At 70.5% G+C, this 15,120-nt stretch carries 13 protein-coding genes; 8 read left to right on the top strand and 5 right to left on the bottom strand.

Translation table 11 applies throughout. From position 1 onward, the window contains the following. The first annotated feature begins 188 nt into the window (after window positions 1-188). From P8A18_RS07505 to P8A18_RS07485, 5 genes are all read left to right on the top strand, one after another. Complete coding sequence (locus tag P8A18_RS07505; protein ID WP_306052895.1) at window positions 189-908, top strand: TraR/DksA family transcriptional regulator; 720 nt, start codon at window positions 189-191, stop codon at window positions 906-908. A 57-nt stretch (window positions 909-965) separates the two neighbouring features. After that, on the top strand, window positions 966-1,637 hold the full coding sequence (gene lspA, locus P8A18_RS07500) for a signal peptidase II (RefSeq protein WP_306052893.1): 672 nt from the start codon (window positions 966-968) through the stop codon (window positions 1,635-1,637). Window positions 1,638-1,660: 23 nt separating this feature from the next. Next, entirely contained in the window at window positions 1,661-2,602 is a 942-nt protein-coding gene (locus P8A18_RS07495; protein ID WP_018555538.1) for an RluA family pseudouridine synthase, read from the top strand. Further along, the gene (locus P8A18_RS07490) at window positions 2,599-3,075 is read left to right on the top strand and encodes a GNAT family N-acetyltransferase (protein WP_306052889.1); all 477 of its coding nucleotides are present in this window, start codon (window positions 2,599-2,601) and stop codon (window positions 3,073-3,075) included. Before P8A18_RS07495 ends, P8A18_RS07490 begins: the two co-directional genes overlap by 4 nt. 107 nt (window positions 3,076-3,182) lie before the next feature. After that, window positions 3,183-4,769, top strand: coding sequence for a Na+/H+ antiporter (locus P8A18_RS07485; protein ID WP_306052887.1), 1,587 nt, complete (start codon window positions 3,183-3,185; stop codon window positions 4,767-4,769). 24 nt (window positions 4,770-4,793) lie between these two features. Here P8A18_RS07485 and P8A18_RS07480 read toward each other — a convergent pair whose 3' ends face one another. Continuing rightward, window positions 4,794-5,918, bottom strand: a complete 1,125-nt coding sequence (locus tag P8A18_RS07480; RefSeq protein WP_306052885.1) for a mechanosensitive ion channel family protein — start codon at window positions 5,916-5,918, stop codon at window positions 4,794-4,796. Between the two features lie 37 nt (window positions 5,919-5,955). Here P8A18_RS07480 and P8A18_RS07475 point away from each other — a divergent pair, with 37 nt between their 5' ends. Continuing rightward, window positions 5,956-6,534, top strand: a complete 579-nt coding sequence (locus tag P8A18_RS07475; RefSeq protein ID WP_018555542.1) for a dienelactone hydrolase family protein — start codon at window positions 5,956-5,958, stop codon at window positions 6,532-6,534. A gap of 57 nt (window positions 6,535-6,591) precedes the next feature. Here the strand turns inward: P8A18_RS07475 and P8A18_RS07470 are convergent, their stop codons facing one another. The 3 genes from P8A18_RS07470 to P8A18_RS07460 are packed head-to-tail and all read right to left on the bottom strand — an operon-like array spanning window position 6,592 to window position 9,594. Next, the gene (locus P8A18_RS07470; RefSeq protein WP_306052882.1) at window positions 6,592-7,437 is read right to left on the bottom strand and encodes a thioredoxin domain-containing protein; all 846 of its coding nucleotides are present in this window, start codon (window positions 7,435-7,437) and stop codon (window positions 6,592-6,594) included. Between the two features lie 51 nt (window positions 7,438-7,488). Beyond that, window positions 7,489-8,208, bottom strand: a complete 720-nt coding sequence (locus tag P8A18_RS07465; protein ID WP_306060733.1) for a hypothetical protein — start codon at window positions 8,206-8,208, stop codon at window positions 7,489-7,491. Window positions 8,209-8,268: 60 nt separating this feature from the next. Beyond that, window positions 8,269-9,594, bottom strand: a complete 1,326-nt coding sequence (locus P8A18_RS07460) for a DUF2252 domain-containing protein (RefSeq protein WP_306052880.1) — start codon at window positions 9,592-9,594, stop codon at window positions 8,269-8,271. A gap of 192 nt (window positions 9,595-9,786) precedes the next feature. Between P8A18_RS07460 and dnaE the strand changes: the two genes are divergently transcribed. Then, window positions 9,787-13,323 carry a DNA polymerase III subunit alpha gene (dnaE, locus tag P8A18_RS07455; RefSeq protein WP_306052878.1) on the top strand — a complete coding sequence of 1,179 codons (3,537 nt, stop codon included), beginning with the start codon at window positions 9,787-9,789 and terminating at the stop codon, window positions 13,321-13,323. Between the two features lie 88 nt (window positions 13,324-13,411). Here dnaE and P8A18_RS07450 read toward each other — a convergent pair whose 3' ends face one another. Next, on the bottom strand, window positions 13,412-13,591 hold the full coding sequence (locus P8A18_RS07450) for a hypothetical protein (protein WP_306052876.1): 180 nt from the start codon (window positions 13,589-13,591) through the stop codon (window positions 13,412-13,414). 222 nt (window positions 13,592-13,813) lie between these two features. Between P8A18_RS07450 and P8A18_RS07445 the strand changes: the two genes are divergently transcribed. Further along, window positions 13,814-15,112: an NYN domain-containing protein gene (locus tag P8A18_RS07445; RefSeq protein ID WP_306060731.1), complete on the top strand. Its 1,299-nt coding sequence runs from the start codon at window positions 13,814-13,816 to the stop codon at window positions 15,110-15,112. The last annotated feature ends 8 nt before the right edge of the window (window positions 15,113-15,120 follow it).

Below are 15,120 nucleotides of genomic sequence, written 5' to 3'. Positions count from 1 at the left end.
GGTCGCGGCGCCCGGCGGAAAGCCGGAATACCCGGCGGGGAGCTGGGCACAACGGATGCAGGCGCGCGGTGATCCGGACACGGGGAGGGGCGATGCGGCGGCGTGCCCCGTTGCCGCGGGGCTGGGGTCGACTTATCGTCCCAGCACGACTCGCGAGCAAGATCACACTGCGTGAAGGGGCCGCGGCCATGGTGGAGAAGAAGGCAGCCGCACGGAAGACGGCGGCGGCCGACAAGGCGCCCGCCAGGAAGGCCGCGGCGAAGAAGGCGCCCGCGAAGAAGTCCGCCGGGAAGTCCGCGGGCAAGTCCGCCGGCAAGTCCGCCGGGAAAGCCGCAGCCAAGAAGACCCCGGCCGGGACTCCGGCAGGGGAGGGGTCGAAGACCACGGGGGCGGCGCAGGCCGCCGAGCAGACGGGAGCCCACACGGTGGTAGCCAAGAAGAGCGCGGCCGGCACCCGAACCGCAGGCGCGAGCACGGCACCCGTGCCGCCTGCCCGGGTCGCCGCGGCACCGGGGGAGCTGGCCGTACGGCCGGGCGAGGACCCCTGGACGCCGGAAGAGGTCGCGGCCGCGCGCACCGAGCTGACCAGCGAGAGCACCCGGCTGCGCGACGAGCTGGAGGCCTCAGGTCTGGCGCTGGCCGGGCTGATGCGGGACTCCGGCGACGGGGCGGGCGACGACGAGGCCGACACCGGCACCAAGAACATCACCCGCGAGCACGAGATGCAGCTCGCCGCCAACGCCCAGGAGATGCTGGACCAGACCGAGCGGGCGCTGGCCCGGCTGGAGGCCGGTACGTACGGGCTCTGCGAGGTCTGCGGCAACCCGATCGGCAAGGCGCGGATGCAGGCGTTCCCCCGGGCCACCCTCTGCGTCGAGGACAAACAGAAGCAGGAGCGACGAGGCTGATCCGCACTGGTGTGCCGTACCCTCGTTCTCTGTCGGGAACTAGCTTGAGGGACTCACGTGGCAGAGGCGGAGCGCATCATCGGTACGCCGGACATCACCGGGGCTGAGGGAAGCGGAGAGACCGGGCCGGACGGCGCGGCCGCTTCCCCGGACGCCGTCACGCCGGACGGGCAGGACACCGCCGCGACAGCGGCCGACGCCGAGGCCGATGCGGAAGCGGCGGTCGACCGGTCGCCGGCCACTCGCCGGCGCCGGATCATCCTGCTCTTCTGCGTCGCCGTCGTCGCCTACCTGTTCGACCTCGGCAGCAAGATGCTCGTCGTGGCGAAGCTGGAGCACCAGGAGCCGATCGAGCTGCTCGGCGACTGGCTCAAGCTCGACGCCATCCGCAACGCGGGCGCCGCGTTCGGGATCGGCGAGGCCTTCACGATCATCTTCACCATCATCGCGACGACCGTCATCGTGGTGATCGCGCGGCTCGCTCGCAAGCTGTACAGCCTGCCGTGGGCCGTCGCGCTCGGTCTGCTGCTCGGCGGGGCGCTCGGCAACCTCACCGACCGCATCTTCCGCGCGCCGGGCGTGTTCGAGGGCGCGGTGGTGGACTTCATCGCCCCCGCCCACTTCGCCGTCTTCAACCTCGCCGACTCCGCGATCGTCTGCGGCGGCATCCTGATCGTCCTCCTCTCCTTCAAGGGCCTGGACCCCGACGGCACCGTGCACAAGGACTAGTAAGGGCAAGGCATACTCGACAGGTGAGTACGCAACCCGAGGTCCGCACCCTGCCCGTCCCCGATGGCCTGGAGGGCGAGCGCGTCGACGCCGCCATCTCCCGGATGTTCGGTTTCTCCCGCACCAAGGCCGCCGATCTGGCCGCTGCCGGGAAGGTGCAGGTGGACGGCTCGGTGGTCGGGAAGTCCGAGCGGGTGCACGGCGGTGCCTGGCTCGAAGTGGAGATGCCGCAGGCCCCCGCACCCGTGCAGATCGTCGCCGAGCCCGTCGAGGGCATGGAGATCGTGCACGACGACGACGACATCGTCGTGATCGCGAAGCCGGTCGGCGTCGCCGCGCACCCCAGCCCCGGCTGGACCGGCACCACCGTCATCGGCGGCCTCGCCGCCGCCGGCTACCGGATCTCGACCTCGGGCGCCGCCGAGCGCCAGGGCATCGTCCACCGCCTCGACGTCGGGACCTCCGGGCTGATGGTCGTCGCCAAGTCGGAGCGCGCCTACACCCTGCTGAAGGCCCAGTTCCGCGACCGGGTCGTCGAGAAGAAGTACAACGCGCTGGTCCAGGGCCACCCGGACCCGATGAGCGGCACCATCGACGCGCCCATCGGCCGCCACCCCAACCACGACTACAAGTGGGCGGTCGTCGCGGACGGCAAGGCATCGGTGACGCACTACGACCTGATCGAGGCGTACCGGGCCGCCAGCCTCCTGGACATCAAGCTGGAGACCGGCCGCACCCACCAGATCCGGGTGCACATGTCCGCCCACCGGCACCCCTGCGTCGGTGACCTCACCTACGGCGCCGACCCGACCATGGCCAAGCGCCTCGGGCTGACCCGGCAGTGGCTGCACGCGGTCAAGCTCGGCTTCGAGCACCCCTCGGACGGCCGCTGGGTCGAGTTCACCAGTTCCTACCCCGACGACCTCCAGCAGGCGCTGGACCGTATCGCCGCGGAGAGCGAATGACCCCCAGGCCCCCTTGGTACGTCACCCGTACCGTCACCGACGAGCAGGACCGCGCCGCGTGCTTCCAGCTCCGCAAGGACGTCTTCGTCGGTGAGCAGAACGTGCCCGAGGAGATCGAGTACGACGTCCACGACGCCGACGCGGTGCACGTGATCGCGGTCGCGGCCGACGGCACCGCGCTCGGTACCGGGCGGCTGCTGCACGGCCCGGCCGCCGCGGGCCACACGGGCGGGGACCCGGCGGTCGGCTCGCTCGGCCGGCTCGCGGTGAGCAAGGAAGCGCGCGGGCTCGGCGTCGGCGCCGCCCTGGTGCGGGCCATAGAGGACGCGGCCCGGGACAACGGCCTGGCCGCCGTCGACCTGCACGCCCAGACGCACGCGCTCCGCTTCTACGAGCGCCTCGGCTATGTCGCGTACGGCCCCGAGTTCACCGACGCCGGCATCCCGCACCGGGCGATGCGCCGGACGATCTGACGCCCCGCCGCACCCCCTGACCCCGGGGCCGCCGGGGTGCGTGGCAGGGTAAAGGGCATCGGCCGAGCGGAGACCGGGCCCGGCCGGAGCGCTTCGGAAGGCACCCCGTGGACCAGATGACCCTGCTGTTCCTGCTGTTGCTCGGAGCAGTGGTCACGGTTCCGCTCGGGGACCGTCTCAAGCTGCCCGCGCCCGTGCTGATGACGCTCCTGGGCGTCCTGATGGCCTTCGCCAGCTTCGTGCCCAAGGTGGACATTCCGCCGGAGATCATCCTCCCCGCGCTGCTGCCCCCGCTGCTCTACGCCTCCGTCCAGCGCACCTCCTGGCGGCAGTTCGCCGCCAACAAGCGGCCCATCTTCCTGCTGGCCGTCGCGCTGGTCTTCCTGACGACGGCGGCCGTCGCCGCGGTGGCCAACGCGATCGTCCCCGGACTGCCCATCGCCGCCGCCGTCGCGCTCGGCGCGCTCGTCGCACCCCCCGACCCGGTCGCCGCCACCGCCGTCGCGGGCTCGGTCGGGCTGCCCCGCAGGCTCGTCTCCATCCTGGAGGGCGAGGGACTGTTCAACGACGTCACCGCGATCGTGCTGTACCACGTGGCCATCGCGGCGGCGGTCAGCGGGACCTTCTCGCTGCCCGAGGCGTTCGGCCTGCTGGTCCTGTCCGCCGTCGTCGCCGTCGCGGTCGGTGTCGCGCTCGGCTGGATCACCATCAAGCTCATGGGGCTGCTCGGTGACGCCACCCTCCAGGTCGGCCTGACCCTGCTGGTGCCGTTCATCAGCTACGTGCTCGCCGAGGAGCTGATGGGCTCCGGCGTGCTCGCCGTCCTGACCACCGCGCTCTTCCTCGCCGAGCACACCGCGGACGCCGACGACGTGCTGGGCCGGCTCACCGGACGCACCTTCTGGGAAATCGTCGACACCCTCGTCACCGGTGTCGCCTTCGGGCTGATCGGGCTCGAACTGCACAACGTGTTCGGCACGGCCGACGGGCGCGAGCTGGAGATGGCCGGCTGGGCGCTCGCGGTCGTCGCGGTCGTCGTCGGCGTACGGCTGCTGTATCTGCTGCCGGCGACCTGGCTGGCCAAACGGCTGCACACCCGGCGGGACGTCAGCGAGGAGATCCCCACCAGCTGGCGCGAGACGGTGATCATGTGGTGGGCCGGGATGCGCGGGGTGGCCTCCGTCGCCCTGGCGCTCGCGATCCCGCTGGAGACGGACGACGGCCGGCCCTTCCCCGGCCGCGACGAGATCGTCTTCATCGCCTTCGCCGTGATCATGGTGACCCTGGTCTTCCAGGGCCTGACGCTGCCGTGGCTGGTGCGCCGGCTGGGCGTGCGCGCGGACACGGACGCCGAGGCGGCCCTGGAGAAGGACCTCGCCGTACGGGCGGCCAAGGCGGCCAGGCAGCGGCTCAAGGAGATCGAGGAGACCGAGGACTTCCCGGAGGAGGTCACCGAGCGGCTGCACCGGCTCGCCTACGACGTGGGGGCGAGGATCAGCCCCGAGATGGTCGACGACGAGCGGCGCGACGCCTACGCGAAGCGCGCCGAGCGCTTCCAGGCGGTCAGCCGCGTCCAGCGCGAGATGATGTCGGCCGCCCGCCACGCCGTGCTCTCCGCCCGCAGCGAGCCCGGCGCCGACCCCGAGGTCGTGGACCGGGTCCTGCGGCAGCTGGACGTACGCAGCCTGCGCTGACCCCGGCCGCCCGGGGCGGGCCCGTCAGCCGCGTCCCGTGCGCGGGGCCCTGCCCCAGCCCGCCGGGCTCTCCGCCCGGCCGTTCGCGGAGGGCCGCGGGATCTCGGGCGGGAGCGCCGCGGGGGACGTCGCGACCCGCGGCAGCGCGTACGGGTGGTGGTCGCGCAGCCAGCCGATCATCTGCTCGCGGACCGCGCAGCGCGCCGTCCAGAGGTCGCCCGAGTCCTTCGCCGTGACGACCGCGCGCACCTGGATCGTGGTGGGCGTGGTGTCCGTGACCGCGAGCGACCAGTCCCGGCCGTCCCAGGCGGCGCATTCGCCGAGGATGTCCCGCAACTGGTCGCGCATCGCCTCGATGGGCGCCGAGTGGTCGAGATGGAAGAAGACCGCGCCGGTCATCTGCACACCGCCGCGCGACCAGTTCTCGAAGGGCTTGCCCGTGAAGTAGGAGACCGGCATGGTGATCCGCCGCTCGTCCCACGTCCGCACGGCGAGGAAGGTCAGCGTGATCTCCTCGATGGTGCCCCACTCCTCGTCCACCACCACGGTGTCCCCGATCCGCACCATGTCGCCGAAGGCGATCTGGAGTCCGGCGAAGAGATTGCCGAGCGTGGACTGGGCGGCGACACCGGCGACGATGCCGAGGAGACCGGCCGAGGCCAGCATCGAGGTGCCGACCGTCTGCATCGCGGGGAACGTCAGCAGCATCGCGGCCACCGCGACGGTCGCCACCACCGCGACGACCACGCGCTGGATCAGCGTCACCTGCGTACGCACCCGGCGCACCCGGGCCGGGTCCCGGTTGTGGGCCGCCGCGTAGCGCGCGTACACCGAGTCCACCACCGCGACGGCGATCCGCACCACCAGCCAGGCCGAAGCGCCGATCAGCACCAGCGTCAGCAGCCGGCCGATGCCCACCCGGTGGTCCCGGACCGCGCCGAGCCCGGTGTGGGCGTACGTGCCGCGCAGCAGGGCCGCGCACATGACCAGCTGGAACGGTATCCGGCAGCGCCGCAGCAGGCCCCACAGCGGGGTCTCGTGGTGCCGGGCGTCGGCACGTCTGAGCAGCAGGTCGAGCAGCCAGCCCGCCGCCAGCGTGATCACGATCGAACCGCCGAGGACGATCAGCGGCCGCAGAACGTTCTCCATGCTGTCGCTCTCCATCCCTTCGAACGCAACTGGCACCATGGGCCTCATGAACATCATGCTTTTCCACTCGATGTACGGTCTGCGCCCTGCGGTCCACGCGGCAGCCGACCGGCTGCGCGCCGCCGGGCACGAGGTGCGCGTGCCCGATCTCTTCGAGGGCCACACCTTCGAATCGGTGGAGGAAGCGGAGGCGTTCCGGGAGGAGACCGGCAAGGAGGAGCTGCTGAAGCGGGCTGTGCTGGCCGCAGCGCCCTACTCCGACCAGGGCCTGGTGTACGCCGGTTTCTCGCTCGGCGCCTCGGTCGCGCAGACGCTGGCCCTCGGTGACGCGAAGGCGCGCGGGCTGCTGCTCTTCCACGGCACGTCGGACATCGCCGAGAACGCCTCCGTGGACGAGCTGCCCGTACAGCTGCACGTCGCCGATCCGGACCCGTACGAGACGCACGACTGGCTGAACTCGTGGTACCTGGAGATGCAGCGCACCGGGGCGGACGTCGAGGTCTACCGCTACCCGGGCGCCGGGCACCTGTTCACCGACGCGGAGCTGCCGGACTTCGACCAGGCGGCGGCGGAGCTGGCCTGGAAGGTCGCGATCGGGTTCCTCGCCACGCTGTGACGCGCGAGGGGCTCCGCGCGGTGGCCGCGCGGAGCCCCTCGGGTGGTGCGGGGCGGATCAGCCCTTCAGGGCGGCGGTGATCGCCTTGTTGAAGGACTCCACGCTCATCGGCGCGTTGTCGCTGCCTTCCTCGGTGAGCTTCTTGCCGTCCATGACGAGCGAGGGCGTGCCGGTCACCTCGTCCTTGTTCTTGTCGAACGTCTCGGACATCTTCAGGGCCCACGCGTCGTACGTGCCGTCGTTGACGGCGTTCTGGAAGGTCTTGTTGCCCTTGAGGGCGTCCACCGATTCGGCGACCTTGATCAGGTAGCTGTCGTCCTTGAACTTGTCGTCGGACTCCTCGGGGTGGAACTCAGCGGAGTAGAGCGCGCTCTTGTAGTCCAGGAAGGCGTCCTGGCTCACGTTCAGCGCCGCTCCGAGCGCGCTCAGGGCGTTCTTGGAGCCCTCGCCGCGGTTGCCGATGACGCCGTCGCCGAGGCTGTCGCCGTCGATGAACGACGCACCGATGTACTGGATCTTGTACTTGCCGTCCTCGACGTCCTTGGCGAGGGTCGGGCCGACGGTCTGCTCGAAGGACGCGCAGATCGGGCAGCGGGAGTCCTCGTACAGCTTCAGGGTCTTCTTCGCGCTGTCCTTGCCGATGACGACGGTGGTGCCGTTCTCGCCCGAGGTGTTCTTGGGCGCGGTCACCGACTTCTCGTCCTTGAGGGACTCCCAGTGCGACGGCTTGTTCATCTCCATCACGGCGTAGCTGACGCCGGCGACGACGGCGAGGCCGGCGACGACCGAGACAGCGACGACGAGCTGCCGGCGGGCCTTGTCCTTCTTCGCCTGGCGCTCGCGTTCGGCGCGCAGCCGCTCGCGGGCGGCGGACTTGTTGGCCTGGCTGTTGCGGTTGCTCATGGGGGTGTCTTCTCCGTGGGGTGGGTGGTCTGCGGTACGGGGTCGCGGTGCTCAGGCGGCACAGGCGCCGAGCGGCGGTCCCCTCCGTCCCACGGAGTGCACGAGGAGGCGGGCGTGGACGAGCAGATGCGGCCGGGGCGCTGCGGCGAGCGCCTCGCGGTGTACGGAGCGGCCGGCCGTTCCCACCACGGCCACCGCGGTGAGCAGCGGGCGGAACGCCAGCAGCGCGCACGCCCCCAGCAGCCCCGCGAGCGCCAGTTCGCCGCGGTGCAGCCAGGCGGCGGCGAGCAGCCCGACCGACACATGGGCGGCCAGCAGCAGCCACGGGACCAGCGGGCCGGGAGAGGCGAACAGCGCGGCGGCGCCCTGGCCGCCCGCGGTCACCGAGGCCAGTGGGGTGCCGACGTCGCCGAGGTGCGGGGCACCGGCCCCGACCTCACCGCCGCCGCACAGCACATCGACGCCGACCGACCGCAGCGGGCCCGCTATCGGGCCGCCCGCCGCCCCGTAACAGAGGTGCTGGCCGGTGGTGAAGAAGGTGTCGGCGGCCAGCTCCAGCGGAACCAGCAGCCCGGCGATCGCCCCGAATCCGCGCTGCCGGCCGGCCAGCGCGTAGGCGGCGGCGAAGACGGCACCGGCCAGCACGGCGATCGGGACCAGCGGCAGCGGGGCCTGCGAGAGCAGCACATGGGACGCGGCGGAGAGCGTCACGACGAGCGCTGTGAAAAGCGCCGCGCGTGCCGCTCTGAGCTGCGTCCCGGATATGTCCATCGCCCAGGAGTGTCGCATGCGAACCTGTAAACGACTCCTAAAGCCCCGGCGGCCGCCTGCTCACAGCCCCGGGATGCGGCCGTTGCGGAAGAGGTCCACGAAGATCTGGTGGTCCGCCCGCGCCCGCGCCCCGTAACTGTGGGCGAAGTCCACCAGCAGCTCCCCGAACCCCTCCTCGTCGGCCGCGATGGCCGCGTCGATCGCGCGCTCGGTGGAGAACGGCACCAGCGAGTGGCCGCTCTCGTCGTCCGCCGCCGCGTGCATCGTCGCCGTGGCCCGGCCGAGGTCGGCGACGACCGCCGCGATGTCCTCCGGCTCGTCGATGCCGGACCAGTCCAGGTCGACCGCGTACGGCGAGACCTCGGCGACCAGCTGGCCCGCCCCGTCCAGCTCGGTCCAGCCCAGCCACGGGTCGGCGTGTGCCTGGAGGGCACGCTGCGAGATCACCGTGCGGTGCCCCTCGTGCTGGAAGTAGTCCCGCACCGCCGCGTCCGTGATGTGCCGGGAGACGGCGGGGGTCTGGGCCTGCTTGAGGTAGATCACCACATCGTTCTCCAGGGCGTCGCTGTTGCCCTCCAGCAGGATGTTGTACGAGGGCAGGCCCGCCGACCCGATGCCGATGCCGCGCCGGCCCACGACGTCCTTCACCCGGTAGGAGTCGGGGCGGGCCAGGCTCGACTCCGGCAGCGTCTCCAGGTAGCCGTCGAACGCGGCCAGCACCTTGTACCGCGTCGCCGCGTCCAGGTCGATGGCGCCGCCGCCGTCCGAGAACCGGCGCTCGAAGTCGCGGATCTCGGTCATCGAGTCGAGCAGCGAGAACCGGGTCAGCGACCGGGCGGTCCGCAGCGCGCCGAGCAGCGGGCCGTCGGCGGTGTCCAGCGTGAACGGCGGCAGCTCGTCGTTCTTCGCGCCCGTCGCCAGGGCGTGGACGCGCTCGCGGTAGGCAGCCGCGTAGATCCGGACGAGCTCGGTGATCTGCTCGTCGCTCAGCGCCTTCGCGTACCCCAGCAGGGCGACCGAGGCGACGAAGCGCTTGAGATCCCAGGTGAAGGGGCCCACGTACGCCTCGTCGAAGTCGTTCACGTTGAAGACGAGGCGGCCGTTGGCGTCCATGTAGGTGCCGAAGTTCTCCGCGTGCAGGTCGCCGTGGATCCACACCCGGCCGGTGCGCTCGTCCAGATACGGGCCGCCGCGCCGCTCGCGCTCCAGGTCCTCGTAGAACAGGCAGGCCGTGCCCCGATAGAACGCGAAGGCCGAGCCCGCCATCCTGCGGAACTTGACCCGGAAGGCGGCCGGATCGGCGGCCAGCAGCTGACCGAAGGCGGTGTCGAGGACCTGGAGGATCTGCTCCCCGCGCCGCGCCGCGCCGGTCTGCGTGTCCGACATCTCTGGGTGCCTCCTGTGTACCTGGTCCGCATGACGACGTACATGACAAAAGGGACGGGTGGTCCCGCCCCTCCAACGCGTGACCGTCTCGGGGAGTGCCCGCCGTTCGGCTCCGCGGAGACGTAGACTTCCACGCTGTCCCCCCAGACATCCCCAGCCCCGTCGTCCCCATTTCTCCGGAGGCACAGCGCCGTGACCAAGCCGCCCTTCACGCACCTTCACGTCCACACCCAGTACTCGCTCCTGGACGGTGCCGCGCGGCTCAAGGACATGTTCAACGCGTGCAACGAGATGGGCATGTCCCATATCGCGATGACCGACCACGGCAACCTGCACGGGGCGTACGACTTCTTCCACTCGGCGCAGAAGGCGGACGTGACGCCGATCATCGGCATCGAGGCGTACGTCGCGCCCGAGTCGCGCAAGCACAAGCGGAAGATCCAGTGGGGACAGCCGCACCAGAAGCGCGACGACGTCTCCGGTTCGGGTGGTTACACCCACAAGACGATCTGGGCGGCGAACGCGAAGGGGCTGCACAACCTCTTCAAGCTGTCCTCGGACGCCTACGCCGAGGGCTGGCTCCAGAAGTGGCCGCGCATGGACAAGGAGACCATCGCGCAGTGGTCCGAGGGCCTGATCGCCTCCACCGGCTGCCCCTCCGGCGAGGTCCAGACACGGCTGCGGCTCGGCCAGTTCGACGAGGCGGTCCAGGCGGCCTCCGACTACAAGGACATCTTCGGTGAGGGCCGCTACTTCCTGGAGCTGATGGACCACGGCATCGAGATCGAGCGCCGGGTCCGCGACGGGCTCCTGGAGATCGGCAGGAAGCTCGGCATCCCGCCGCTCGTCACGAACGACTCGCACTACACGTACGCCTCCGAGGCGACCGCGCACGACGCCCTGCTGTGCATCCAGACCGGCAAGAACCTCTCCGACCCGGACCGCTTCCGCTTCGACGGCACCGGCTACTACCTCAAGACCACGGACGAGATGTACGGCGTCGACTCCTCCGACGCCTGGCAGGAGGGCTGCGCCAACACCCTCCTGGTCGCCCAGCAGATCGACACCACCGGGATGTTCGAGAAGCGCGACCTGATGCCGAAGTTCGAGATCCCCGAGGGCTACACGGAGATCACCTGGTTCCAGGAGGAGGTCCGGGTCGGGATGAACCGCCGTTTCCCGAACGGCGTCCCCGAGGACCGGCAGAAGCAGGTCGAGTACGAGATGGACATCATCATCCAGATGGGGTTCCCGGGGTACTTCCTGGTCGTCGCCGACTTCATCATGTGGGCCAAGAACAACGGCATCGCCGTCGGCCCCGGCCGAGGCTCGGCGGCCGGTTCGATCGTGTCGTACGCCATGGGCATCACCGACCTCGACCCGATCGAGCACGGACTGATCTTCGAGCGCTTCCTCAACCCCGAGCGCGTCTCCATGCCCGACGTCGACATCGACTTCGACGAGCGCAGGCGCGTCGAGGTCATCCGGTACGTGACGGAGAAGTACGGCGCCGACAAGGTCGCCATGATCGGCACCTACGGCAAGATCAAGGCCAAGAACGCGATCAAGGACTCGGCCCGCGTCCTCGGCTACCCGTACGCCATGGGCGACCGGCTCACCAAGGCCATGCCCGCCGACGTCCTCGGCAAGGGCATCGACCTCAACGGCATCACCGACCCCAAGCACCCGCGCTACAGCGAGGCGGGCGAGATCCGGGGGATGTACGAGAGCGAGCCGGACGTCAAGAAGGTCATCGACACCGCCAAGGGTGTCGAGGGCCTGGTCCGGCAGATGGGCGTGCACGCCGCGGGCGTCATCATGTCCAGCGAACCGATCGTCGACCACGCCCCGGTCTGGGTGCGGCACACCGACGGCGTCACCATCACGCAGTGGGACTACCCGCAGTGCGAGTCGCTCGGCCTGCTGAAGATGGACTTCCTGGGGCTGCGCAACCTGACGATCATGGACGACGCCATCAAGATGGTGAAGTCCAACAAGGGCATCGACCTGGAGATGCTCGCCCTCCCGCTGGACGACCCCAAGACCTACGAACTGCTCTGCCGCGGTGACACGCTCGGCGTGTTCCAGTTCGACGGCGGCCCGATGCGCTCCCTGCTGCGCCAGATGCAGCCCGACAACTTCGAGGACATTTCCGCCGTCTCGGCCCTCTACCGGCCGGGCCCGATGGGCATGAACTCGCACACGAACTACGCCGAGCGCAAGAACGGCCGCCAGGAGATCACCCCGATCCACCCGGAGCTGGAGGAGCCCCTCAAGGAGGTCCTCGGCCTCACCTACGGCCTGATCGTGTACCAGGAGCAGGTGCAGAAGGCCGCCCAGATCGTCGCCGGCTACTCGCTCGGCGAGGCCGACATTCTGCGCCGTGTGATGGGCAAGAAGAAGCCCGAGGAACTGGCGAAGAACTTCGTGCTCTTCGAGGCGGGCGCCAAGGAGAAGGGCTTCTCCGACGCGGCGATCAAGGCGCTGTGGGACGTGCTGGTCCCGTTCGCCGGGTACGCGTTCAACAAGGCGCACTCCTCCGCGTACGGCCTGGTCACCTACTGGACCGCCTACCTCAAGGCGAACTACCCCGCCGAGTACATGGCCGCCCTGCTGACCTCGGTCAAGGACGACAAGGACAAGTCCGCGGTCTACCTCAACGAGTGCCGGCGCATGGGCATCAAGGTGCTCCCGCCGAACGTCAACGAGTCGGAGTCCAACTTCGCCGCGCAGGGTGACGACATCATCCTCTTCGGGCTGACCGCCGTCCGCAACGTCGGCCAGAACGTCGTGGACTCGATCATCCGGTGCCGCAAGACGAAGGGGAAGTACAGCACCTTCCCCGACTTCCTGGACAAGGTCGAGGCGGTCGTCTGCAACAAGCGGACCGTGGAATCGCTGATCAAGGCCGGCGCCTTCGACGAGATGGGCCACACCCGCAAGGGGCTCGTCGCCCACCACGAGCCCATGATCGACAACGTGGTGCAGGTCAAGCGCAAGGAGGCCGAGGGGCAGTTCGACCTCTTCGGCGGCGGCGAGGAGGACAGCGACGAGCCGGGCTTCGGGCTCGACGTGGAGTTCTCCGACATCGAGTGGGAGAAGTCCTACCTGCTGGCCCAGGAGCGCGAGATGCTCGGGCTCTACGTCTCCGACCACCCGCTGTTCGGTCTGGAGCACGTCCTGTCCGACAAGTCGGACGCGTCGATCTCGCAGCTGACCGGCGGTGAGCACGCGGACGGCGCGATCGTGACCGTGGGCGGCATCATCTCCGGCCTCCAGCGCAAGATGACCAAGCAGGGCAACGCCTGGGCCATCGCCACGGTGGAGGACCTGGCCGGTTCCATCGAGTGCATGTTCTTCCCGGCCACCTACCAGCTGGTCTCCACCCAGCTCGTCGAGGACACCGTCGTCTTCGTCAAGGGGCGTCTCGACAAGCGCGAGGACGTGCCGCGTCTGGTCGCGATGGAGATGCAGGTCCCCGACATCTCGAACGCGGGAACCAACGCCCCCGTGGTGCTGACCATCCCCACCGTCAAGATCACCCCGCCCATGGTCAGCCGGCTCGGCGAGGTGCTCAGCAGCCACCGCGGCGACACCGAGGTGCGCATCCGGCTCCAGGGCCCCCGCAAGACCACGGTGCTCCGGCTCGACCGGCACCGGGTGAAGGCCGATCCGGCGCTCTTCGGTGACCTGAAGGTGCTGCTCGGCCCGTCCTGCCTGGCCGGCTGAGCACAGACGTACGAGAGGGGCGGCTCCGCTTGCGCGGGGGCCGCCCCTCTCGGTCCTACCGGCCTGTGGCCGTACCGGAAGAGTCCGGTCAGTTGTGGCCGAAGCGCCGCTGATGCTTGCGCGCAACATCGGCAGGGCTGCCCTGGGACTGTGCCTGCGGCTGGTCCTGCGACTCGTAAGCCGTCGAACGTGCCTCCTGCGCACCGCGCTCCGCCTGCGAAGCGCGGTCCTGCTGGCTGCCCTGCTTGCGGTTCTTGTTCTTGGCCATGGTGTTCCTCCTGTAAGGACTCTCGGGGCCAGGACCACCGTCAGATTCACATAATCGGATAAACATCGCATGTCGGATCATTACCGTGCGTAGTGACGGGGTATGATGCGCGCTTTTCCCGATCCGCCACGCCGATGATCGAGTTCCGGCCGTTAACCCCGGCGTGGTCGGGCAGACTCGAAGGAACTCTTGGAAAACCCGATCCCGAATTCCTGGAAGAGGGTGGAACGCGTGGACCGTTGCGTCGTCCTGGTGGACGCCGGGTATCTGCTGGGCGCAGCCGCGAGCCTGCTGGCGGGAGAGCCCGCCCGGTCCCGCATCACCGTCGACCACGCGGCCCTCATCCAGCAGCTGCGCGAACGGGCCGAGGCCGACACCGAGCAGCCGCTGCTGCGGATCTACTGGTTCGACGGCGCCCCCGACCGCGTGCCGCAGCCCGAGCACCGGCGGCTGCGCGTCATGCCGAGGGTCACCGTCCGCCTGGGAGCGCTCACCCGCAGTGACGGCCGCTGGGCGCAGAAGGGTGTCGACGCGGCCATGCACGCCGAACTCACCGAGCTCGCGCGCAACCGGGCCTGCTCCGACGTCGTGCTGGTGACCGGCGACGGCGACCTGCTGCCCGGCCTGATGTCCGCCAAGGAACACGGCGTCGCCGTCCACCTCTGGGCCGTCCAGGCAGCCGACGGCGACTACAACCAGTCCGAGGACCTGGTCGCCGAGGCCGACGAGCGCCGCGTCCTGGACCGGGCCTGGATCACCCAGGCCGTACGGGCCAAGGAGACCGGCGGCGCCTGCGCCCCGACGCCCGTGACGCGGCCCGAGATCGCCGCGATCCTCTCCGCGCCGCTGCCCGAATCGGCCCTCGCCGCCTCCGCCGAGCGTGCCTCCCGGGCCGCGCGGGCCGAGGCCGCCCGCACCGAGGAGGAGGCGGCCCCGCCGCCCGACGCGGGCACCGCCGCCCAGCCCCCGCCCAGCCACGGCACCAAGGGCGTTCCCACCCCGAAGGACCTCGCCGGCACCCTGCGCGGCCCCGTCGGACAGGCCGAGCGGCCCCCCGCCCCGCAGTCGGCGGCGACCCTGCGCTGGTCCTCCGACCGGGGCTGGGTGGAGCGCGGCGGCCCCCTGGGCGAACCCGCCGAGACGGCGTCCCTGCCCACGCTGGCCCAGCTCACCAGCGCCGAACAGCGCTGGGCCGACCGCGAGGAGGACATCACCACGGTCGGCGGCGACCCCTTCGAGGTGGGGCAGGTCTTCGCCCGGCGCTGGATGGAACGGCTGCCGGAGGCCACCCACCTCCAGAAGCTCTCCACCCTCTACCCCCGCGTCCCGCACCGCATCGACGGCGAACTGCTGCGGTACGCGGCACGCTTCGGGCTCCTCGCCCACAAGGACGACCAGATCGACGAACACGACCGGTACGCGATCCGGGCCGGGTTCTGGCGCGAGATCGACGTACGGGCGGCGGCCGATCACGCCCCGGCGGCGGAGAAGGCGGCGAAATCCGGCCCGGCAGGGGAGTGAGGCGGCGC

This window comes from Streptomyces sp. Mut1 (genome assembly GCF_030719295.1).
In the GTDB taxonomy this organism is placed as follows: Bacteria; Actinomycetota; Actinomycetes; order Streptomycetales; family Streptomycetaceae; genus Streptomyces; species Streptomyces castrisilvae.
This window is presented reverse-complemented; position numbering and strand designations above follow the sequence as displayed.

Coding starts and splice junctions, on each gene's coding strand:
- P8A18_RS07450 (WP_306052876.1), bottom strand. CDS start 13,591: ATGGCCAAGAACAAGAACCGCAAGCAGGGCAGCCAGCAGGACCGCGCT.
- P8A18_RS07460 (WP_306052880.1), bottom strand. CDS start 9,594: ATGTCGGACACGCAGACCGGCGCGGCGCGGCGCGGGGAGCAGATCCTC.
- P8A18_RS07475 (WP_018555542.1), top strand. CDS start 5,956: ATGGGCCTCATGAACATCATGCTTTTCCACTCGATGTACGGTCTGCGC.
- P8A18_RS07505 (WP_306052895.1), top strand. CDS start 189: ATGGTGGAGAAGAAGGCAGCCGCACGGAAGACGGCGGCGGCCGACAAG.
- P8A18_RS07480 (WP_306052885.1), bottom strand. CDS start 5,918: ATGGAGAACGTTCTGCGGCCGCTGATCGTCCTCGGCGGTTCGATCGTG.
- P8A18_RS07465 (WP_306060733.1), bottom strand. CDS start 8,208: ATGGACATATCCGGGACGCAGCTCAGAGCGGCACGCGCGGCGCTTTTC.
- P8A18_RS07490 (WP_306052889.1), top strand. CDS start 2,599: ATGACCCCCAGGCCCCCTTGGTACGTCACCCGTACCGTCACCGACGAG.
- P8A18_RS07470 (WP_306052882.1), bottom strand. CDS start 7,437: ATGAGCAACCGCAACAGCCAGGCCAACAAGTCCGCCGCCCGCGAGCGG.